Below are 23,059 nucleotides of genomic sequence, written 5' to 3' on the forward strand. Positions count from 1 at the left end.
GGATTACGCCTCGTTTGCTGTTTGAGTATTAGGTTGAGTGAAGAACGCATTGTCGAAATCATGGTTTGCCATGGCTTGTGCACTGCAATCGCCTGCTTGAAGTGGCATCAGTGTTAGGCCATAGCGGAACTCGCCCATGTAAACGCGGTATGAATCAAGCACTTCGCTGCCCCATGAGTTTGAGCCCAGTCCCATCACTTGATGGTCAAGGTTGAGCGTGATGTAGCCGCTCTTTTCTAGCTCAATGGTGTGTTGCGCTTCGTGCAGGTTTTGGTTGGTGTAGAACCAAGCACTGAAGTTGATTTCTTGCTGTGGTTTCACCAACACCCCCGTGCCGTGGCGATTCGTCAGTGATGCCCAACGAACGTGTTGGCGGTTGCCGTTGTTTTGTGGGAATGGGTAGTTCTCAAACATGTCGGCTACCGTGCTGTGGTAAACATCAATCAAGTTTGCTTGGCGGCTGTCTTGGTAGTTTTCTTCAGGGCCACGACCGTAGTAACTCACTTGGTCAAAGTTGCCATTGATGCCCAAATCCAAGCCAATTACAGGGATAACGTGCGGGTAATCGCCGTAGCGTTCACCGCTCAGTTCCACATTCAAGTGACCTTGTGCGTTGATTTGGTAGCGGTAGGTACAGCGCATGCCAAAATCGAACACCGGTGGCGCAATGATGCTGGTGGTCGTGATCGAAACCGATTCATCCGTTGCTTCGACTTGTAGCGTGCGGAAGTGCTCCTGCATGATTTGTAAGTGCGCTGGGTGCCACAAACCTTCGTATTCTTGTTTGTGGTTATCAATCATTGGCTTGAAGAAGTTCAGTCTAGGCTCAGATTGAATCAGCTCTTCACCATTGACGCGCCAAGAGGTCAGTTTGCCGTTGACTTTAGAGAAGGTCAGAGTGAAGTTGTGGCCTTCAATCACATGTTCCAAGCGGCTTTCTGAGGTGGCTAACGCTTGTGTGTTATGGCTAACAAATTCGGCTTCGCTTGTTGTGTTCTCTTTCAGTTGGAATTGGTACACCGCGATGTCGTGGTTCGCTTCGCTGTACAAAGTGCGGCTGTCTTTACGCACGGTGAAGTTAATAAAGGCCTCACGTTCGTCCAGTTCTGGCAGGTTAATTGTGATTTCACGAGCGCTGTTTGCTGCAAGTTCTTCGACCTTAAACTGCACGCTGCGCAGCGTTTCACCTTCCGCTCGGATATCCGCTGTGATGGTGTAATCATCAAGGTTGGTAAACCACAATTTGTTCTCTACGGTGAAGGTGTTTGTCGTGCCTTCTACTGCTTGAATTTTCACTGGAGCGATGACTTGTTTGTACTCTTTCAAGCCCGGTCCAGGTGTTTGATCTGGGTAAATCAAACCATCCATACAGAAGTTGTAGTTATTCGGGTAGTCGCCGTAGTCGCCGCCGTATTTGTAAAACTCTTGGCCGTTTTCATGACGTGCTAATACGCCGTGATCACACCATTCCCATACATAGTGACCTTGAATGTGGTCGTGCGCATAGAACACGTTTTGGTATTCTGTTAGACCGCCAGGGCCGTTACCCATCGCGTGTGCGTATTCACAAATGATGCGTGGTTTCTCGTGTGGGTGTTCACCAAAGTGATTCATGAGCTGCGCACGTGAGTACATGGTAGAAATCACGTCGACAACTTCTGCATCGCGGTCTTCTTCGTAATGCACCAAGCGGGTGTCATCAATCGCTTTGGTTGCGTCGTACATCGCGCGGATGTTGCAGCCGTAACCGGACTCGTTCCCCAGTGACCACATGATGATAGAAGGGTGGTTCTTTTGGGCATGAACGTGGCGTTCTGCACGGTCTACAAACACACTTTCCCAAGCTGCATCGTTGGTGATGCGGCTGAGATCGCCAACGTTCGCGAAGCCGTGGGTTTCTACGTCGGTTTCTGCCATTACGAACAAGCCGTAAATGTCACACAGTTCGTAGAAGCGTGGGTCGTTAGGGTAGTGCGCGGTGCGAACTGAGTTGATGTTGTGTTGCTTCATCAAGATCAGATCTTTCTCGATGCGCTCCATGCCGACTGCACGACCTTTTAGGTGGTCGTTATCGTGGCGGTTCACACCGTGCAGCATTACGTATTGGTTGTTGATGTAGAACAGACCATCACGCACTTTGATATCGCGGAAGCCAACGCGCTGCGGGATCACCTCAATCACATTGCCTTGTGCGTCTTTTAGCGTAATGAACAGTTGGTATAGGTATGGATTTTCCGCTGTCCAATGGATTGGGTTCATTACATCAATGGCAAAGCTTGTTTGGCTGTTGTCTTGGATAGTCAGTGCATCACATTGGCCACTAGCAATCACAGTTCCTTTGTCTTGGAGCGTGTATTCCAGCGTGTAACCGGACGCAACCGCAGTAGACAGGGTTTCTAGCTCAACTTGGCAGCTTAAAGTGGCACTTTGGTAATCGTCGGCGAAATCAGTACGAACAGTCAGATCTTGAACGTGAACGTGCGCTTTTCCTACAAGATAAACATCACGGAAGATTCCCGCCGTCCACCACATGTCTTGGTCTTCAATGTAAGTCGAATCTGCCCATTGCATGACGCGCACAGACAATAAGTTTTCGCCTGGTTGAACGTAAGAAGAAATGTCGAATTCAGCGGTTAAGCGACTGCCTTTGCTAAAGCCAACGTAATGACCGTTTACGTAAACTTCGAAGTAAGTTTCAACACCATCAAATTTGATGATGGTTTGTTTGTTGTCCCATTGCTGGCCAAGCGTGAAAGTACGTTGGTATGCGCCAGTTGGGTTGTCGGTTGGGACAAACGGTACGTCGATAGGGAATGGGAAACCTTCGTCAGTGTATTGAAGGTCACCGTGGCCTTCCATTTGCCACATGTTTGGAACGGTAATGTGTCCCCAATCTTCCATTTTTTGAGAGTAAAACGCTTCAGGAACCAAAAGCGGGTTAGTGAAGTAGTTGAATGTCCATTGACCACTCAGCAGCTTAAAGCGGCTGCTCAGCTCGCGTTGGAACGTTTGTGCGTTTTTAACTGAATCGTATGAGAAGAAGTAAGCACGTGGTGCCATACGGTTCTCATGTAGATGGAGGAAGTTTTCCCAGTTGTTCACGTTTGTTCTCCCCTCGGCTTAGCTTGGTCATGTCGACGCGGTATCGTCAGCGTCGAATCTGCCCAAAAGAAATGCAGCCGATGTATTGTGAAAAGGCTTATGAGTTATCTGGGAAAGATATTAGTAAAAGTTTTACTAAAATAAATTAGTGAAAACGTTTAACTTTAACTTGATCACGTTTTAAATAGCGATCGGTGAGCAAGATGTGATCAGCATAAAGGAATAGCATCCCAAGCTTATTTTCTGGGTAAAATGAGTAAAAAATGACGGGAATTTAGATAAGAGAAATAAAAAAGCACTGAGGATTCAGTGCCTTATAAAATAAGAATAAAGAGGGATAACTACTTAGTCGTGCCGCGCAGCTTGAGTTTGCTTGGTACGTGGACTTGCAATGGCAGCGCACGACCATCGCGGTATTTTTCTACCAATAAGTTTACCCCTTGTATGCCCATCATCTCTGAGTGAATTCGCACGGTAGAGAGCGGTGGGAAGGTAAAGCGCGCGGTTGGAATGTCATTCACACTGATCAGAGCAATGTCTTGTGGAATGTTCAAACCGAACTCATGGATAGCACGTAAAACCCCAATCGCAATCGAGTCTGATGCGATAAAGAGTGCTGTCGGAAAGTCGCCTTTGGCCAACATCACTTTGGCTAAGTCGTAACCCGAGAGGCTAGAAAAATCGCCGCGGTAAATGTCATTCTCTGACACGACACCTTTTAGGTTGCCGTATTCCACAAACGCGTTTTCGCGAATGTCCGCGGTGTTTGGTTCGTCTTGTCCACCAATGAAACCAATGCGCTGGTAACCTTGTTCGACGAAGAAGTCGACGACTTGCTTACTGATGCGAGCAAGATCGATATCAACGCTGTCGTACATGCTTTCGCTGTCTGAGAAGTCGATATAACAAATGCTGTCTGCGAGGCGCTTAGGTAGTTTATTGATGATCGCTTTATCGGTTTTACCAACCAAAAGGATGCCGGTGATCTTTTGTGTTTCGACGTCAATTTCGCTGTTGTAGCAATTGGTTAGCGTAATGCCCAATCTATCACATTGGGTTTCAATCCCGTGGCGAATGGATAAATAGTAAGGATCATTCACCTCTGCTTCTTGCTTGTAGTTATACAAAGCTAAAAAGTGGTGTTTTTGTTTCGCCTCTTTGGTGGCTTTTTTTGAACTGCTGGTGCGGTATTCCAGCTTTTCAGCAATCTCTAAGATGCGGTGTTTGGTTTCTTCTTTTACGCTCAGAGTCGGATCGTCATTCAACACGCGTGAGACGGTTGCAAGTGAGACGCCCGCTTCTGTAGCGATATCTTTTAGTGTTGCCATGTTCACTTCCCGTTGGCAAAGCTCACTGTCCCAGTGAGATAAGCAATAATCCCACCATTGTAAACAGCTACTTATGGATGCACAAATTTTTAGTAAAACTGTGCGAGTGGGTGAAATAAAGTGACTACATGGAAAAGAGGTTTTTTAAGCAAACAAAAGCCCGAGCGGCTAGGACTCTCCGGTCGGGCTTTGTTGTTCACTATTGCTGCTTAACATGAGTAGCAAGGCGATAAGGTTAAACCTAAGACTTTTTACCTTTGGTTTTATCTGGTTCGACAAGCAAGTGGTCAAATACATGGCGAATGAACGGTGCCCCGACTTTTGAACCACCGTTTCCGTGCTCAATCACCACTGTCGCCACGTATTTTGGATGGTCATACGGAGCAAACGCAGTGAACAACGCGTGGTCAAGTAGGTGGTTCGCGAGCTTTTTCGAGTTATAGACCTCGTCTTTGCGCAGGCCAAATACCTGGGCTGTACCGGATTTGCCACCACTGCTGTATTCCGCGCCTTTAAATGCGCGACGACCAGAGCCATGTGCGCCATTGTTTACCAAGCGCATCGCATTGATTGGAATGTCCCAGTATTTATCTGGCACACCTTCAATTGGTGGTAGATCTTTCGGTGCGACTTCAACTTGGTTTTCAAAATCTTCACCGTGCTCAATCACCGCTCTTAGCAGATGTGGTGCTTTCATCTCGCCATGATTGATAAGGAATGAAGTGGCTTTGGCGATTTGCATCGGAGTGGCTGTCCAGTAACCTTGCCCAATACCAATCGGCACAGTATCCCCTTGATACCAAGGCGTACGGTGACGGGCAATTTTCCATTCTCGTGTCGGCATGTTAGCACTGCTCTCTTCATAGATATCAATGCCTGTCGGTAAGCCGAAGCCGAATTTGTTCATCCATTTAGAGATGCGGTCAATACCCAAATCAAATGCGGTTTGGTAGAAGAACGAGTCAACCGATTCCTCGATTGCCTTGGTAACATCCACGTTGCCGTGACCCCAACGTTTCCAATCTCGCCAAGCTTTTGAATTCGGTTTTGAACCTGGAATACGCCAAGAACCGTGATCGTTACGCACCGTACTTGGCGTGATCACATGTTCTTCAAGCCCAGCGACTGCCATAAAGGGTTTGACGGTTGAAGCGGGTGGATAGACACCTAGCGTGGTTCGGTTTACGAGCGGGTGGGCTGGATCGTTCAACAATGCGCTGTAGGCTTTGCTGGAAATGCCGTTCACAAATGGGTTTGGGTCATAACTTGGGCTAGATGCCATCGCAAGGACGCTATTATCTCTTGGATCGAGTACAACAGCGCTGCCCTGACGATTATCCAGTTGCTGATAAACATACTCTTGTAGTTCGATATCGAGGTTTAAAACGATGTCTTTCCCTGCAATTGGCGGTACGTACTTAATGGTACGAATCACGCGCCCGCGACTGTTTACTTCTACTTCTTCATAGCCTTTGGTGCCATGCAAAATGTCTTCGTAGTAACGCTCTACGCCCAGTTTTCCGATGTTCTGAGTCGCTTGGTAGTTTTGTGCTTTGCCTTCTTTGTCTAAGCGTCGTAGATCGCGGTCATTAATGTGAGAAACATAGCCTAGAACGTGTGTTAATTCCTTCCCGTAAGGGTAGTAACGTTTAAGATCTGCAGTTACAAATACACCATCAAATTCATGTTGATGCACCGAAAAACGAGCAACTTGTTTGTCGTTGAGTTCGTTCAAAATGGTGACAGAACGAAAACGGCGAGTGTGCTTGTAGCGTTTTTTGAATGACTCAATTTGTTCTGGTGTGATGTCGATGTAATGAGCGAGTTTTTCAAGCAAAGCATCGGGGTCGCCTGCTTGCTCAGGGATCATATCGAGGTTGTAAACTGGGCGGTTTTCAGCAATCAATACGCCATTGCGGTCATAGATAAGACCGCGAGTGGGCGCGATAGGAAGAATCTTAATGCGATTGTCATTAGAGCGAGTTTGGTAATCTTTGAAATGATTAACTTGCAAGTTGTAGAGGTTCGCGACTAATCCTCCCAGCAAAATAACCATGCCGAGAAAGGCAACGACGGCACGGTTTTTAAATAACCTTACTTCTTGATTATGATCTCGAAATTCATTTCGCTTGCGTAGCATGAGGGCCCTTCAGATTTGTTTTTGTTCTCAGCATGCCCCGATAAAAGGAAAAAGACGCAGATTTGAGTCTTGTTACAAAAGGTTACATTTGGGGCGAGGCTACTGTAGCGGGCTTTATCTCTTGCTTTGTAAGAGCAATGTCAGGTATCGATTGCGGAAAATCATCTTTCTTGTTTGCGTGAATTACCGTGTTTTTCTTACACTGTGTAAACGTTTGTACATGTAAGTATCATAAATCTTTCCCACTTTTCTTCTATAACCCAGCTTTCTTTATTTTTATTGATTTTGAATCGTGATGTAATTTTGTGGAAACGTTTACACTATTTTGAGTTTGATCACGGATCTGGATCGGTTTTGATTGGTAGACTTTTAGCCAGTTAAGAGATGAGCGAATTTGCTTGGTGAGCAGGCTCAACCAATTTCCAAGCATCGAGCAGCAAAAGTGGAGAAGCAAAAGTGAAAGTTCTTGTCACAGGCGGTATGGGGTACATCGGCAGTCACACATGTGTCCAGATGATTGAAGCAGGTATGGAGCCAATCATTGTCGACAACTTGTGTAATGCCAAAGTGGAAGTGTTAAGCCGCATTGAAGCGCTAACCGGTAAGCAACCGGCTTTCTACCAAGGCGACATTCGCGATGAAGCCTTTTTGGACTCAGTATTTGCCAAGCATGACATTCAAGCTGTGATTCACTTTGCTGGCCTTAAAGCGGTGGGCGAATCTGTCGCGAAACCATTGGAATACTACGACAACAATGTGAATAGCTCATTGGTGTTGGCGCGCAGCATGCGTAAAGCGGGCGTGAAAAGCATTGTATTTAGCTCATCGGCAACGGTTTACGGCGATCCTGACATTGTACCGATTACGGAAGACTCTCCAACGGGGGCTACCACTAACCCATACGGTCGCAGCAAATACATGGTGGAAGAGTGCTTGAGCGATTTGTTCAACGCAGAAAATGATTGGAGCGTGACGTTGCTGCGCTACTTCAACCCAGTTGGTGCGCATCCATCGGGCACTATGGGTGAAGACCCTCAGGGCATCCCAAACAACTTGATGCCGTTTATCGCGCAAGTGGCAGTAGGCCGCCGCGAGAAACTGTCGGTATTTGGCAATGACTACCTAACGCCGGATGGCACAGGCGTGCGTGATTATATCCACGTGATGGACTTGGCTGATGGCCATATCGCAGCGCTTAAATCGGTAGGTGAAAAAGCCGGTTTGCACATTTACAACCTAGGTACGGGCAAAGGCTCTAGTGTGCTTGAAATGGTAGAAGCATTCGCAACGGCTTGCGGCCATCCAGTGCCTTACGAGCTTTGTCCTCGTCGCCCGGGTGACATCGCAGAATGCTGGGCAAGTACAGATAAAGCGGAGCGAGACCTTGGTTGGAAAGCGACGCGCAGTGTTGCGGAAATGACGGCAGATACGTGGAACTGGCAGTCAAATAACCCGCAAGGCTATTCCCCTGCGTAATTGATGCTGCAGCGTTGTTGATTGACCGCCTAGCTGCAACTCCAATTTCATTGGGGAATGCAGATGAAAGAAATTCTAAAAGTTGAGTAAGTAAGATGTCGAATGTTGAATTTAACCCAGTGGATCACCCACACCGTCGTTACAACCCACTAACGGGTCAGTGGATTTTGGTGTCACCGCATCGTGCAAAACGCCCATGGAGTGGCGCTGATGAGAAACCTGCGATTGATGAGCTACCAAGCTACGACGAGAAGTGTTTCCTTTGCCCAACAAACGAGCGTATTTCTGGTGATGTAAACCCAGATTACCAAGGCACGTATGTGTTCCAAAATGACTTTGCAGCACTGATGGTGGACTCTCCAGATGCTCCTGAGTCAGATAACCCACTGTTCAAAACACAAGGTGTGCGCGGTTTGAGCCGAGTGATTTGTTTCTCGCCTGATCACAGCAAAACTTTGCCTGAGCTACCGGTCGACAAAATTCGTGGCGTGATTGACACATGGAATGATCAAATCGAAGAGCTGGGTAAAGACTATGTTTGGGTTCAAGCATTCGAGAACAAGGGCGAGACCATGGGTTGTTCTCAGCCTCACCCGCACGGTCAAATCTGGGCAAACAGTTTCTTGCCAAACGAAATCGAACGCAAAGAACACAACTTAAAAGCGTACTACCAAGAGCATGGTAGTAACTTGCTGGTGGATTACGTGCAAGCTGAGCTTAAAGATGGTTCACGCACAGTGGTTGAGACCGAACATTGGATTGCTGTTGTTCCTTACTGGGCGGCGTGGCCATTCGAAACCATGCTACTTCCTAAAACGCATATTCGTCGAATGAGTGAGCTAACCGATGAGCAACGCGATGACCTTGCGGTTGCTATCAAAAAGTTAACCAGCCGTTATGACAACCTATTCCAATGCTCTTTCCCTTACTCAATGGGCTGGCATTACGCGCCGTTCTTTGAAGAAGGCACCGATATCGACCATTGGCAACTGCATGCGTTGTTCTACCCGCCACTGCTACGTAGTGCAACGGTTCGTAAGTTCATGGTTGGCTATGAAATGCTGGCAGAAAGTCAACGCGACCTAACGGCAGAACAAGCGGCGCAGCGTCTGCGTGACCTAAGCGATGTGCATAACAAAGAGCAATAAACCAATTAATGAATAGCCGGAGTTATCGCTGGTTTTATCTAAAGCTCGGTCAAATTCCCTTTTATTCGGGAGGGGAGGGCTAACCCCCTCTAACTCCCCCTTGATAAGGGGGAGGACTAGACCCCCCTTATTAAGGGGGAGGATTAGACCGAGTGAATACGAAACTGGAAATCAGGATTTAACGCTGGTTACACCAATACCAAATTTATAATTTAAGAGAACGTCCCTATGTCTGATCTAATCCAAAATGTGAAAACCTCTTTTGAACAAGTGCTGGGTTACGCCCCAAGTCATATTATTCAAGCGCCTGGTCGTGTAAACCTGATTGGTGAGCACACTGATTACAACGACGGTTTTGTACTGCCATGTGCGATCAACTACCAAACCGTTGTGGCGGCAGCGAAGCGTGAAGACAACCTAGTGCGCGTGGTTTCTGTGGATTACGGCAACGCCGTGGATGAGTTCGACATCACGCAAGAAATCACCTTCCAACAAGACAAAATGTGGGCGAACTACATTCGCGGTGTGGTGAAGTGTCTGCTTGCTCGTGGTTACCAATTCTCTGGTGCGGATATTTCTGTTAGCGGTAACGTCCCTCAAGGTGCGGGTTTAAGCTCGTCTGCAGCGTTGGAAGTCGTGATCGGTCAAACGTTCAAAGTGTTGTTCAATCTAGAAATCAGCCAAGCGGAAATCGCACTAAATGGGCAGCAAGCAGAGAACGAATTCGTCGGTTGTAACTGTGGCATTATGGACCAAATGATTTCGGCAGAAGGTCGTGCAAACCACGCTATGCTATTGGACTGTCGTAGTCTAGAAACTGAAGCTGTATCGATGCCTGAAGACATGGCCGTGGTGATCATCAACTCAAACAAAAAACGTGGCTTGGTCGACAGCGAATACAACACGCGTCGTGAGCAGTGTGAAGAAGCCGCGCGTATCTTCGGTGTGAAAGCACTGCGCGATGTGACGATTGAGCAGTTTAACGAGAAAGTGTCCGAGCTGGATGAAATGGTCGCAAGACGCGCTCGTCACGTGATCACAGAAAACGATCGCACAGTAGAAGCGGCGCAAGCACTTCGCGCACACGACATGAAGCGTATGGGTGAACTGATGGCTGAGTCTCATGCTTCCATGCGTGATGATTTCGAAATCACAGTCAAAGAAATCGATACGTTAGTTGAGATGGTGAAAGAAGTGATTGGCGAGCAAGGCGGCGCGCGTATGACGGGCGGTGGCTTTGGTGGTTGTATCGTTGCAATGGTACCGCCAGCATTGGTTGACGAGGTGAAAGCAACGGTAGAAGCGAAATACCAAGCAGCAACGGGTTTGAAAGAATCCATCTACGTGTGCCAAGCGAAAAACGGTGCTGGTTTAGTCGCAGTGCTTTAAGTGAAAAATTGCTTTAAGTTCAAAGTGCTTTAAGACGCAGTAGGAGCGAGAGATGACTGAGCCATTAACTATCACGATGACACAGCAGGCCGCCTTTGATGGCGCGCCTGCCAACGTTGTCGAACTGAAAAATAACATAGGCATGAGCGTTACCTTTATGGATATTGGCGCGACATGGCTGAGTTGTCGTTTACCTTTGGCGAATGGGGAGTTGCGTGAAGTGCTTCTCGGAGTGGGGACGATGGGGAGTTTCATGCAGCAACAGGGTTACATGGGTGTCACTGTTGGTCGCTACGCAAACCGCATCGCCAATGGTCTTTTTGAAGTGAATGGCGAAGTATTTCAAGTGTCTACTAACCAAGCGGGCAACTGTCTGCATGGTGGTGAAGAAGGTTTTGATAAACGTCGTTGGAAGATTGAGTCTCACTCGAATCAGCAAGTGACGTTCTCTTTGTTGTCTGAAGATGGTGACCAAGGTTTTCCGGGCAATCTAGAAGTGCAAGTGACGTATACGTTGACTGATGATAACCAAGTGAGCATTGCGTACTTCGCTAAGACAGATAAAGTGACACCGATCAACTTGACCAACCATGCCTATTTTAATTTGTTGGGGGCAGAAGCGGACTTAGATTGTCGTTCGCATCGCTTAACCATCGTTGCAAGCCAATACTTACCAACCTCTGAGGTCGGTATTCCGCTGGGTGAATTGCAAGATGTGAAAGGCACTGGATTTGACTTTAGAAGTGAAAAACCAGTTTCAGAACACTTCTTACAAGATGAACAGCAGATTGCCGCCAAAGGGTATGACCATAGCTACTTATTTGATGCTCATCGTGATGTTTCAAAACCGGTTGCGTTGGTGGTTTCTCCTGATGAAAAAGTGCACCTGTCAGTGGTGACAAACAAGCCTGCGATGCAATTGTATACGGGCAACTGGTTAGCTGGCGCACCAAATCGTCGTGGCGGTGAATATAACGATTACGCGGGTCTGGCGTTAGAAACGCAGTTTTTACCAGATTCGCCAAACCATGCTGAGTGGATGCAGCCAAGCTGTATTCTTGAGCCTGAACAAGAGTACCGCTTCTGCACCACTTATCAGTTTGCTTTCTAGGTAGATTGAGCATTTTCGAGCTTTTGGTTTGCCGTAGGCTTTTTGCTCACAGTAGGTCAAAAGCTCATCAAAAGTTGGAAAAATAACGCTCTCTACAAACACCCCAAAAAGAAAAAGCTCTGTCACTTCGGTGGCAGAGCTTTTACTTTGTAACCTTTCTTGGCACTGACTAGCGCGATATCTTAAAGACGATCCACCGAGTTACGGCGCACTAAAGTCGGGCTAAAGATGATGGTGTCATCTTCCACTTGCTCATCACGTGATAACGCTAGCGCCAAACGCGCGGCACGCTCTGCCATCATTTCGATTGGGTAACGAATCGTGGTCAAACTTGGATTGACGAAGCGAGCAATTAAGCCATCGTCGAAGCCAACCATGGACACTTTTTCTGGTACGTCGATGCCGTTTTGGTCTAACGCTGCCAGCGCGCCTGCTGCCATGTAGTCGTTGTACGCCACCACGCCAGTGATTGCGAGTGATTTGGTCAGCAGGTTGGTCATGGCTGTTTCGCCACCGTCACTGTTTGGCTCACCATATTCGACATAGCTTTTTGATAGCTCGATATCGTGATCTTTCAGTGCCGCTTGGTAACCTTGTAAACGCTCATCGGTATCTTCGATGTCATGGGATGAGGCGATACAAGCGATCTTTGTGTGACCATGACGAATCAAATATTCCGTCGCTAAGTACGCGCCCTTGCGGTTATCAAGAGAGATACAACGCTCTGCCAATTCTGGGATATGGCGGTTGATCAACACCATGCCTTTAACTTCTTTGGCGTAGCCGATCAGTTCTTCATCTGATAAACCTTTAGAGTGAATCACAATGGCTTCACAACGGCTGTTGATCAGAAGTTCTAGCGCTTGGCGTTCGTCTTCTGGGTTGTGGTAGCCATTGCCAATCAGAATGTGTTTGCCGTTTTCACGCGCCACGTTATCTACCGACTTCACCAGTGTGCCGAAGAACGGGTCTGAGACATCACCCACAAGCACGCCCATGGTGTTGGTACTTTGGCTGACGAGTGCACGCGCCGCTGCGTTTGGACGGTAGCCCAGTTTGCTCATTGCTTGCGTCACTGCGTCGATAGAAGATTGGCTTGCTTTCGGTGATTTATTGATCACGCGAGAGACGGTCGCGACCGATACGCCGGCTTCTTTCGCGACATCCTTGATTGTTGCCATGAGGGACCTTTCTTGGGCTAAATAACGTTAATTGGAGTATTAAACACCCATTGTGTAATAAGTGCAATCAACACCATTTTTATATTGGGATGAATTTGTTCTTACTCTATGAATTTATTGAATATATGTGATGTGTAAACGTTATCTTGAGTCGGGCGTTGATTAGTCGCATGAAAACAAAAATCGCGGTCATTGATGTGACCGCGATTTGTCGTTTCTATTTTCTCTTTACAGGCCACAGAAAATGGCGCTCAGAATGCTAGTTGTTGTTCATCCAATCAACCATTTGGGTTTTGTACACATCGCTGTTGCCGCCAAAGATAGCTTGTACGCCTGTACCGACTCGCACCACACCCGCTGCACCAAGTGCTTTCAATTTCGCTTCGTCGACTTTGTCTTGCTCTGCGACTTGGATGCGCAATCGAGTGATACAAGCATCGGTGCTTAAGATGTTTTGTTTGCCGCCAAACGCGCTAACCAACTCACTGGCAAACTCTGAACTGGTGTCATTGACGGCTTTGCTGCTGTCTTGATCTTCACGACCTGGTGTTTTCAGATCGAACGTTTTAATGAACCAAGTGAACACTACGTAGTACAGCGCTGCGTATGCCAAACCTAGTGGGATGATCATCCAGCCTTTGGTCGAAATACCAAAGAAGGTCACGTAGTCGATAAGACCTGCACTAAAGCTGTAGCCATGTTTTACGCCCAGCATGATACACAGTGGGTAAGCCAGACCCGCAATGATCGCGTGAATCACGTAAAGCACAGGCGAGATGAACAAGAACGCAAACTCGATAGGCTCAGTGATACCAGTTAGGAACGACGTCAGTGCAGCTGAGATCATAATGCCCATAACTTTGGTGCGGTTCTCTGGTTTTGCTGCACGGCCAATCGCAATTGCCGCCGCAGGAAGACCAAACATCTTGAATAGGTAACCACCTGCTAGGTTGCCCGCATTTGGGTCGCCAGCGAAGAAGCGAGGGATCTCTCCGTGGAATACTTGACCAGCAGCGTTCACAAACTCACCGGCTTGAAGCTGAATAATCACATTGATCACATGGTGCAGACCAAATGGGATCAGAGCACGTTCCGCGGTGCCGTAAGCCCAGAATGCCACCAATGGGTTTTGCTCGGTTGCCCATGTGCCAAACCAATCAATACCGGAGCCAATTGGTTGCCAAATAAAGGCAATCGCAATACCCAAAAACAGCATAGAAAATGACGTGACGATCGGGACAAATCGTTTACCCGCGAAGAAGGCCAAGTAAGCTGGCATCTTAATGGTATAGAAACGGTTAAACATATACGCACCAACTGCACCGGAGATGATGCCACCGAGCACACCTGTGTCGATATGGTCCACACCCAGCACGCCAGCCATGACTTTTAGCGTCGCGACTAATACGTAATAACCAATACCTGCCGCAACCGCACCAACACCATCATTGTTGGTAAATGAGATAGCAACGCCAAGCGCAAAGATAAGCGGCAGGTTACCGAAGACCGCGCCCCCCGCTTCTGCCATCAATTCAGAAACTACGGGTGGAATGAACCCAAATTGCGCCGAGCCAATACCCAAAAGGATACCTGCCGCGGGCATTGAGGCTATAGGCAACATGAGCGCCTTACCGACCTTAGAAAGGTTGGCAAAAAAGTTAGCAAACATAAAAATACTCCAACTTGTTAGATAAAAATCTTGAGTGGCGCAGTCATGAATAAACTGTGGGAAGCGGGGAGATTAGCGATAGCATCGTGATTATGGTTTGCGGGGGTTGGAGCATAAACATAAAAACTGGTTGCTATCGCTAAAGCTTTATAAGTGGTGTGCTGAGCTAAAAATAGAGGGCCTTAACCAATTGAAGGGCACTGTCTCGATCGCTCAACCATAGGACTGCGTCAGAATCTAAGTGTATTTTGGGTAAAAATAAGGCATGAAAAAACAGAGTGAATTTTGTTTTTCTTGTTCCTGATAACTAAGTTTTTAGACCTTTTTACTTGAATGAATACATTAAACGCTAATATAAGGAACAGAATTTTAGTTTTGGAGTGCCTGTTTTGGAGAGTATTAATCTTTTTCGCTACTACGAACGTGTAGAGAGTTTTGAGCTGCGAGAGGAATACGCGGTGACGCTTGCCGAGATTGCAGACAAGATGTTCACCAGCGCAAGGCATGCCCGAGCTATTCTCAAGCAGATGAATGCGCTCAACTGGATCGCTTGGATACCCAGAGTGGGGCGTAACCAACGTTCGACCTTAATTCGTAACATCGATCGTACAGAGGTGAAGCGCTCTATCGCTCTTGAATGGATCAAAGAGAGCAAATACGACCGAGCACTTGAGTTTCTTGACTTCGACCAAGTCGTGTTTGAGCAACTGCTCAAGCAAACTTCCGGCGCCCAAGTGACAGAAGGCAAAGTCAGTGTACAACTCACCTATAACCGCTCTTTTGCTACGCTCAATCCAATCACACCGCAACGAAACAGCGAGCGTTTCTTAATTCGTCAAATTCACGCTTGCTTGGTTTCTATGACACCTGAAGGTGAGTTAGTCGGAAACATTGCGCATCATTGGCAAACCGATGAAGAGTGGCGAACTTGGACGTTTTATCTTCGTCCGTCCGTTTGCTTTCATCATGGCGGTAAAGTGGATGCAGAGCTGATGGTGAAGCTACTAAACCATTGGCAGCAGCTTCCATATTATCAAAATGAGCTCGATCACCTTGAAACGGTTTCCGTCGAGTCGCCTTATCGATTTTCCGTTCAACTTACTCGGCCAGACAAAGGCTTCGCTGCATTGTTGAGTGATCTGAAATACTCTTTACAGCCTGTCGAGCAACTCAATAACCTATCTTCCGATAGCATCGGCTGTGGCATTTTCTCTCTGGAATCGCATACGAACAATAAGCTTACCTTGTTGGCGAATGAGCGCTTCCACGGATTTCGCTCCCTCACTGATAAAGTCACCATCTGGTCGTTAAACAGTGACAAGAAGGAAGGTGCAAAGGCATCCAACTACCCACACGATTTACCTAAGACAGAGCAGTACTCGAAAAAGGTCATCACCAACTCTCCAGATGAAGAAGTGGATGAGCGCATCATTGATACCAAACACACAGCATCGAAAGATCGCGTGGAAGAAGGGTGCTTGCTTATGATTTTCAATCACAATCATTCTAACTTATCACACGCTCAGCGACGTTGGCTGAGTGATGCATTGAGTGGTGAGAACATTTGGCAGCAGTTGGAGCGCAACGAAACCACCTTCGGGGCTGAGATCGCACATAACTTTTTCCCCTTCTGGCACAACGTCAAATACCTGAGAAGTGATGAGGTAGTACTACCGAGTTCAATCCGAATCGCCTGTTATTCCCATCTTGGTATTCAACGCAGTGCGAGAGCCGCTGAGCAAATCTTGATGGAACATGGCATCAAAGTTGAAGTAAACGTTTATTCGTTTGAAGCATTTATTGAAAAAGCGTCTGGAGAGGGCTTTAGTGAAGAGATCGTCTTGAGCAGCTTTAACTTGGATGACAACCGACAAGTCTCGGCTTTACTGTTTTTCCTCAGCGATCCTGTTTTGCACGCCACGATCGGATCTGACGTCAGCGACTGGCTGGTGGTTGAGATCAACCAAATTCGACAGTTTAGCGCTCCGGAAGATTACCTCACCCAGTTAGAGCAACTTGGCTCTGTGCTGATCTATGAAGGTGTGGTTAGTCCGATGCTTCACCACCGACAAACACTTAGCTTCCAAGACATATTCAAAGGTGTAGAGATCACGGCGTGGGGTTGGCCGAAGTTGAGTGAGATTTGGTAAAGGACGATTGTAAACAGCACGATCTTTGCTCATCAAAATGCGATCTTCACCTCTTGTATTTAAAGTACTAACTGATAACGTAGAGTTTGTTTTAGTAAAATTTTACTTGAGGTTTTAATCAATGGAAACGATCGCTTACTCAGACTTCGCAAAACTAGAAATTCGCACCGGAAAAATCATCGAAGTGGCTCGTCACGAAAACGCAGATAAGCTTTACATCGTGCAGATCGACATCGGTGAGAAAACACTGCAAACCGTCACCAGCTTGGTGCCTTACTACACAGAAGAAGAGTTGATGGGGAAACAAGTGGTGGTGCTGTGTAATCTTGCGAAAGCTAAGATGCGTGGTGAAACCTCCGAGTGCATGCTGCTGTGTGCTGAAACCGATGATGAATCAGAAAGTGTTCTGCTAACGCCTGAACGCGCGATGCCAGCTGGTGTGAGAATCGTTTAGTATCTAGTCATATATTGTTTATATAACAGTTATTTATGTTTTAGATCTCATTTTATAAATGAATCAATAGAATCATATTCACCTTTATTTATAATCTCCGCGCTTTTAAAAGCTGTCTAACAGTATGAAAAATTAGGAAATTATAATGAAAAAAGTATTGCCATTATTGGCTTTAGGTGCAGTGGTTGCTTCGGCGTCGGTTCAGGCGGAAGGTAATTGGTACATTGGTGCGGATATTTTAAATTCAGACCTTAAAGTTGAAGGTGACTCGTCAAGCTCTTCAGCTACGGGTCTTGGTATTGCGGTAGGTAAAGAGCTGCAATACTCAGAAAACTTCAAACTGGCACTAGAGGGCGAATACGTCTACTACGGTAGCTTTGAAGAAAAAGCATCTGGTTCAGGTAACTGGGCAAAAGTGACTGTTGATGGTTACGGCTTCAACCTAAATGCAAAACCGAAATACCAATTCTCTGGTACTGGTTTTTATGTTGGTGCAGTTGCAGGTCTTGGTGTGATGGGTGTAGATTTTGAGTCTAAATCAAACCTTGCAAACCTTAATGTGAAAACTGACGGTAGTGATGTTGGTTTCAACTACGGTGCAGAAGTGGGTTACGAGTTCGCTTCAGGTCTAATTATCTCTGGTGGTTACCGTGTTTCTACAGTAACGATCGATGTTGAAGGCGGTGGTGATATCGACTTTGATTTCGACAGCCTATACGCTGGTGTTGATTACAAGTTCTAATCTCACACAAACAGAATATGAGAATAGCAAAAGGGAGCCACTAGGCTCCCTTTTTAATTAGGTTATCAATCAACTCATAATGATGATCTTGTACGCCCGCTAAGTTGCCGTATTTGGGCTGGTGGCGGTCGTTTTCTTTGGCATGATGCCAACCAACGGTATGGCGAACGAAGTGCTCAGCAAAGGCGTGGGAGACTTCTAAGCATCCAGCGAGGACCGTATCAACATAGCTTTGCATGATGGGACTGAGCGAGCAGGGTGGTAACGGATCGTTTTTCACATAAACCCAAATGCTGTGCTCAGAGTTAAAAGTGGCCTCTGTTTCAATCTGATCAGGACGGATTTGAATGCGATGGTAGCCACGCTCGCGTCGGTCAAAATCCGCTAGCGCTTGATCGTCGACTTCAAGCAGTACGCCATTGACTTGCCCTTCGCCTTCATTCACAACCAAGGGTGACAAAATATAGCTGTCGTCAACTTTGCCCCAATAGCGCACCAGTCCATGAGCGATGACTGGGATGGCTTCTCCCGTTTGACCCGTTAACTTACGCGAGGCGGCATTGATTAAACTGCCGTAGCCAAATATATACATCTCGATTGCTTCCCTTGCTTCGACGAAATAACTGTTATCCGTTATACCTAAACACTACCAACCAAGCAACGTGTGAAGCACAGGTTTTACCTCGAAAGGATAGTTTGATTTTATAACATGTATTTTTTATGCATGTTTGTGTTAATATCGAACGCGTAGAATTTTTGAACGGTATCAAATGGGTACTTAAGGGCATCACAATGCTGAATATCACCGATAAAAAAGTGGAAGAAAAAATCCCTGCATGGCTGCGATTAGGGTTTAGACCGTTTTTCCTGTTTGGCTCTATTTATGCTGTTGTCGCAATTGCGGTATGGGTATGGATGTTCCAAACCGGACAGCCAAGTGCATTGAGTGTTCCGGCGTTGTGGTGGCACGTTCATGAAATGTTGTTTGGTTTTTCAATGGCAATAGTAGTGGGCTTTGTGCTGACTGCAGTGCAAAACTGGACGGGCATTAACGGCACGAAACACTACACCTTGTTAGCGATATTTACATTGTGGCTTGCACCGAGAATACTGCTTTGGACACCAGCACCACTTTGGTTAACCAGCAGCATTGAAGCGCTGTTTTTGCTGTTTGTAGCGTACGAAGTGGGCATTCGTGTTTACCGTGCGAAAGGTTGGCGGAACCTGTTTTTTGTGCCGTTATTCTTGCTCGCCATCTTTGCTAACTTTGCCAGTTACGCAACGGTGAAAGGCATGCCGCCATTTACCTCGTCTGCAGTATGGCAAGCGATGCTTTGGTGGTTCACTCTGCTGCTTTCCGTCATGGGTGGACGAGTGATTCCATTTTTCACTGCTCGTCGATTTAACTTTGAAAAGGCTCAGCCGCTAATGTGGTTAGATTGGCTAGCAAACCTACCTTTGGTCATGTTGTTCGTGTTGAGCTTCTTCCCTGTGACGTTTGCGGAACTTGGTCAGCCACTTATGTTGTTTGCCGGTGTGGCGCAGTTGGTTCGATTCCTGCGCTGGAAGCCTTGGCTGACACTTAGCGAGCCGTTGGTGTGGTCTTTACATGCAGCTTACTTGTGCTTGCCTTTGAGTCTGATTCTACGTGGTAGTTGGGATAATGCGTTTGCTAATCATAACTTGATTCACCTATTTGCTATCGGAGCATTAGGAGGCTTGATCTTAGCAATGATTTCTCGAGTGACCATGGGGCACACCGGTCGCATGATTTACAAAGGCCCAAACATGAGTATCGCTTTTGCTGCCGTGATTGGCGCGGCTTTAGCAAGAAGCTTAGGCGTGATTTTTGACCCTGCAAACATGCTACTTTGGATTGATGTCAGTGCCGCCTTGTGGATTCTGGCTTTCGGTATGTTCGTATGGCGATTCGGAATGATGCTGTTGAAACCAAGAGTGGATGGTCATCCCGGATAATCACAGTTCAGAATTGATAAAAGAAGGGCTCAACCAATGGTATGAGCCCTTTTTATTTGAGCTTGCTTCCGCAAATGACCCACAATTAGTAAGGTAATTGTTAAGAATGTGAAAAACGTTGAATTCTATAGTGGGATTTGAGCGTGCTAGAAGGTGCGGACTCCGCTACTCTGTAGATGTTATTACTCGTATGCACACGAGTGATTAACTAGCCAATTGACGTTTAAGACCCATAGGAGTCTCTCGTGTAATTACATGGCCGCTTAGTTCTATCCCTCCGTGGAACTAAGCGGCGTTTTTCGTTCTGTGGCTAGATAAAATTAGATATTCCCTTCGCTAAAGTCTTTCTGGAAATACAGCACCTTTTGCAAGTAGCGTCTTGCTTCCCCTTTTGGATGTTGAGTGGTTAACGCATCATAAACCTGAGTCGGGTTAAGGCTGTTAAGCTCATTCATCGCGCGTTTTCGGTCACTATTGAAGGTAGAAAGCACGCCGCCAGTACCGCCGTTATAGGCGGAAATCATACTAAAATGCTTCGAGGTAGGGTGTTTCACATCGCGAAGATAACGGTTCTTCAAGATGTAGAAGTACGCCGCGCCTGTATCAATGTTATTGGCAGGATCGAACAAGTACTCTTTGGTTGGAATGCCCGGTTTGTTTTTCACCAAATTAAACACATCTGCCCCCGCTGTTTTGGGGATCACTTGCATCAAGCCGTAAGCACCGGCATGAGAAACCGCATAAGGATTAAAGCTACTTTCGGTTTTGATCACGGCAAAGATAAGGTCTTCTGGCAATCCATACCGTTTAGCAGCATCGCGAATCAAGCCTGCATATTGATACTCACGTTGCTCTAGGTGATCTTTCACCATATTGATTTCGACATAGTAAGCACTGCCGCGTTTGATGGCTTTCTTTTGTAGCTTATTCTCGATCAGGTAATCCGAATAACGGTTAGCACGCCATTCCCACTCTATTGGTTTACCATCTTGATCAAGCACTTGGCCAAGCAAGAAGGGTTTTCCACGCAGAGCCGCTTCTTTGTCACTAAACAATTCTGCATGAGCTGGATCGGCAGGCATGAGCAGAGTTTGAACGATGGCTTTTTGCAGCTTCTCCGTTGGGTGGTACTGAGAAATTGTCGAAACATAAATCTTACCCGTCTCGAAGTCGATGTGTGCTCGGGTGTTGTAACTGTCAAGGTACTTCACGTAACGGTGTTTGCCTGCTTCAACGAACTCATCTTCACCCCAGCGATCTTTGGCTTTTTGAGCGATGTAAGCCAGTAACTGTTTGATGTTGTCTTCGTTCGATGCGCTTGGCGGCTTTACATAAGGAGGAACGTAGTCATCACATGCGCATGGTGGTGTTTCTTCAGGAGCGACAGAACAACCACCGAGAAGGAGTAAGCTCAGGATTAGCGATTTCTTCATCGGATACCGATTAAATTAGAGGTGAGGGCAATTGCCGACTGAAGAAAATAATAAGTAAGAGTGCTAATCGCCTGAAATTAAAACTTTTTGTGCTTTCGATAGAAGCGTTTGATGCTGAGTATTCACCGGAAAAAGAAAAAGCCTGCGGGGTGCAGGCTTTGTATTAGGAGAGTCCAATTTAACTTACTTGTGAGAGGCTAACGACTTTCTGTTGCAGCTTCTCTTTTAGATATTCTGCCAGTGCGATTTTCTCCTCTTCGTTCATGTATAAACCAAGTTTCGTGCGACGCCATAAGATGTCTTCATCGGTTAGCGCCATTTCGTGATTCATCAAGTAATCAATTTCGCGTTGATATACGCCGCTTGCTTGCTCTGAGAAGCAATGACCAAGATCTTCTACGCTGCTAGTGTCTTCCATTAGGTCCCAAGTTTGTGTACCAAACTGAGTCACATAGCGCAGCAACATCGCTTCTGATGCCCATGAGTATTTCGCATGAATCATCTTCGCCAATTGCTCACGGCTACAACTGAAGTTACCGCCAGGAAGGGTTTGGTTTGCTGTCCAATCTTTACCCATTTCAGGTAGGAATGGGGCAAGTTTCTTCATTGCTGCTTCACCAAGCTTACGGTAAGTCGTGAGCTTGCCACCGAACACTGAAAGTAAAGGTGCGTGGTCGTATTCCGCGTCCAGTTCTAGTGTGTAGTCACGTGTGATCGCTTGCGGTGAGTCAGACTCATCATCACACAACGGACGTACACCACTGTAAGTCCATACCACATCTTCGCGGTTTAGCTGGTGGACAAAGTGTTGGTTAACGATATCGATCAAGTAATCGACTTCATCTTCGGAGATCGCGACTTCACGCGGATCGCCTTTGTATTCCACATCTGTGGTACCAATGATCGAGAACTTATCTAAGTAAGGGATCATAAATACGATGCGGTTATCTTTGTTTTGTAGGATGTAGGCTTGCGGCTCGTTGTGGATACGAGGAACAACGATGTGCGAGCCTTTTATCAAACGAATGTTGCGAGGGGAGGTTTGCTCTAATCCTTCATCAAAGAACTGTTTCACCCATGGGCCTGCAGCGTTAACCAGAGCTTTCGCTTTGCGTTCGAAACGTTGGTCTGTGGTGACGTCGTGAATAGTGACATGCCAAATGCCGCCTTCACGGTGTGCTTTTTCTACGCGACAGTAGTTGCGAACTTCTGCGTTATTCTCTTTTGCAGCCAGAACGTTCAACAACACCAAGCGTGCGTCATCTACCCAACAATCTGAGTATTCGAAACCGGTTTTCATTTCAGGTTTTAGTAGACCTGATTTTGCTAGGTTGACGGTTTTGCTGCTTGGAAGAGTGGTTCGTTTACCCAAGTTATCGTAAAGGAACAGGCCACAGCGGATCATCCAAGCTGGGCGTAAAAATGGACGATGAGGTAAACGGAAGCGCATTGGCAGAGCCACATGAGGCGCTTTACGTAAGATCACTTCACGCTCAGCGAGCGCTTCCGAAACCAAACGAAACTCATAGTGTTCAAGGTAACGTAATCCACCGTGGATCAGTTTTGAACTTGCAGAAGAGGTTGCCGATGCGAAGTCGTTAGCTTCGTACAAACCGACGCTTAAACCACGGCCAGCAGCATCTGCAGCAATACCTGCCCCGTTAATGCCGCCGCCGATCACGATCATGTCTAGAGTAGGGGATGAATTCGTCGTGGAAGCATTTTGTTGGATACTCATAAATTTGACCTCTTGGTGAGC

Annotated in this window: 16 protein-coding genes; 8 read left to right on the forward strand and 8 right to left on the reverse strand. The window is 46.8% G+C overall.

The features are described from left to right. Nucleotides 1-3 precede the first annotated feature (3 nt). From ebgA to mrdA, 3 genes are all read right to left on the reverse strand, one after another. Entirely contained in the window at nucleotides 4-3,102 is a 3,099-nt protein-coding gene (ebgA, locus tag VJL_RS14985) for a beta-galactosidase subunit alpha (protein WP_038879027.1), read from the reverse strand. 341 nt (nucleotides 3,103-3,443) lie between these two features. Continuing rightward, the gene (ebgR, locus tag VJL_RS14990; protein ID WP_038879030.1) at nucleotides 3,444-4,430 is read right to left on the reverse strand and encodes a transcriptional regulator EbgR; all 987 of its coding nucleotides are present in this window, start codon (nucleotides 4,428-4,430) and stop codon (nucleotides 3,444-3,446) included. Nucleotides 4,431-4,671: 241 nt separating this feature from the next. Further along, a complete protein-coding gene (mrdA, locus tag VJL_RS14995) occupies nucleotides 4,672-6,570 on the reverse strand; it encodes a penicillin-binding protein 2 (RefSeq protein WP_038879032.1) in 1,899 nt (632 codons plus the stop codon). Nucleotides 6,571-7,026: 456 nt separating this feature from the next. Between mrdA and galE the strand changes: the two genes are divergently transcribed. The 4 genes from galE to galM all read left to right on the forward strand — a co-directional run bounded on the left by galE (nucleotide 7,027) and on the right by galM (nucleotide 11,694). After that, the gene (galE, locus tag VJL_RS15000) at nucleotides 7,027-8,046 is read left to right on the forward strand and encodes a UDP-glucose 4-epimerase GalE (RefSeq protein WP_038879035.1); all 1,020 of its coding nucleotides are present in this window, start codon (nucleotides 7,027-7,029) and stop codon (nucleotides 8,044-8,046) included. 95 nt (nucleotides 8,047-8,141) lie between these two features. After that, nucleotides 8,142-9,194, forward strand: coding sequence for a UDP-glucose--hexose-1-phosphate uridylyltransferase (locus VJL_RS15005; RefSeq protein WP_038879038.1), 1,053 nt, complete (start codon nucleotides 8,142-8,144; stop codon nucleotides 9,192-9,194). Between the two features lie 228 nt (nucleotides 9,195-9,422). Then, entirely contained in the window at nucleotides 9,423-10,583 is a 1,161-nt protein-coding gene (gene galK / locus VJL_RS15010) for a galactokinase (protein WP_038879040.1), read from the forward strand. A 52-nt stretch (nucleotides 10,584-10,635) separates the two neighbouring features. Beyond that, nucleotides 10,636-11,694, forward strand: coding sequence for a galactose-1-epimerase (gene galM, locus VJL_RS15015; RefSeq protein WP_038879042.1), 1,059 nt, complete (start codon nucleotides 10,636-10,638; stop codon nucleotides 11,692-11,694). 182 nt (nucleotides 11,695-11,876) lie between these two features. Here galM and VJL_RS15020 read toward each other — a convergent pair whose 3' ends face one another. Further along, nucleotides 11,877-12,875 carry a substrate-binding domain-containing protein gene (locus VJL_RS15020; protein ID WP_005427398.1) on the reverse strand — a complete coding sequence of 333 codons (999 nt, stop codon included), beginning with the start codon at nucleotides 12,873-12,875 and terminating at the stop codon, nucleotides 11,877-11,879. Nucleotides 12,876-13,134: 259 nt separating this feature from the next. Then, entirely contained in the window at nucleotides 13,135-14,544 is a 1,410-nt protein-coding gene (gene ptsG / locus VJL_RS15025; protein WP_038879045.1) for a PTS glucose transporter subunit IIBC, read from the reverse strand. A 380-nt stretch (nucleotides 14,545-14,924) separates the two neighbouring features. Here ptsG and VJL_RS15030 point away from each other — a divergent pair, with 380 nt between their 5' ends. From VJL_RS15030 to VJL_RS15040, 3 genes are all read left to right on the forward strand, one after another. Continuing rightward, nucleotides 14,925-16,694 (forward strand): SgrR family transcriptional regulator, encoded by a 1,770-nt coding sequence (locus tag VJL_RS15030; RefSeq protein WP_038879048.1) that lies wholly within the window; start codon nucleotides 14,925-14,927, stop codon nucleotides 16,692-16,694. A gap of 121 nt (nucleotides 16,695-16,815) precedes the next feature. Continuing rightward, nucleotides 16,816-17,148, forward strand: coding sequence for a tRNA-binding protein (locus VJL_RS15035; protein WP_005436572.1), 333 nt, complete (start codon nucleotides 16,816-16,818; stop codon nucleotides 17,146-17,148). Nucleotides 17,149-17,293: 145 nt separating this feature from the next. Continuing rightward, entirely contained in the window at nucleotides 17,294-17,890 is a 597-nt protein-coding gene (locus VJL_RS15040; protein ID WP_005436574.1) for an outer membrane beta-barrel protein, read from the forward strand. 40 nt (nucleotides 17,891-17,930) lie between these two features. On the opposite strand, the gene VJL_RS15045 is transcribed toward VJL_RS15040, so the two are convergent. Further along, the gene (locus VJL_RS15045) at nucleotides 17,931-18,482 is read right to left on the reverse strand and encodes a gamma-glutamylcyclotransferase family protein (protein WP_038879051.1); all 552 of its coding nucleotides are present in this window, start codon (nucleotides 18,480-18,482) and stop codon (nucleotides 17,931-17,933) included. A 200-nt stretch (nucleotides 18,483-18,682) separates the two neighbouring features. On the opposite strand from VJL_RS15045, the gene VJL_RS15050 reads away from it, so the two are divergent. Next, a complete protein-coding gene (locus VJL_RS15050; RefSeq protein ID WP_038879240.1) occupies nucleotides 18,683-19,867 on the forward strand; it encodes an NnrS family protein in 1,185 nt (394 codons plus the stop codon). Between the two features lie 320 nt (nucleotides 19,868-20,187). Here VJL_RS15050 and mltC read toward each other — a convergent pair whose 3' ends face one another. Further along, complete coding sequence (gene mltC / locus VJL_RS15055) at nucleotides 20,188-21,300, reverse strand: membrane-bound lytic murein transglycosylase MltC (protein WP_038879054.1); 1,113 nt, start codon at nucleotides 21,298-21,300, stop codon at nucleotides 20,188-20,190. Nucleotides 21,301-21,478: 178 nt separating this feature from the next. Then, a complete protein-coding gene (glpD, locus tag VJL_RS15060) occupies nucleotides 21,479-23,038 on the reverse strand; it encodes a glycerol-3-phosphate dehydrogenase (RefSeq protein ID WP_038879056.1) in 1,560 nt (519 codons plus the stop codon). Nucleotides 23,039-23,059 lie beyond the last annotated feature (21 nt).

Source organism: Vibrio jasicida CAIM 1864 = LMG 25398, assembly GCF_000400365.1.
GTDB classification, from domain to species: domain Bacteria; phylum Pseudomonadota; class Gammaproteobacteria; order Enterobacterales; family Vibrionaceae; genus Vibrio; species Vibrio jasicida.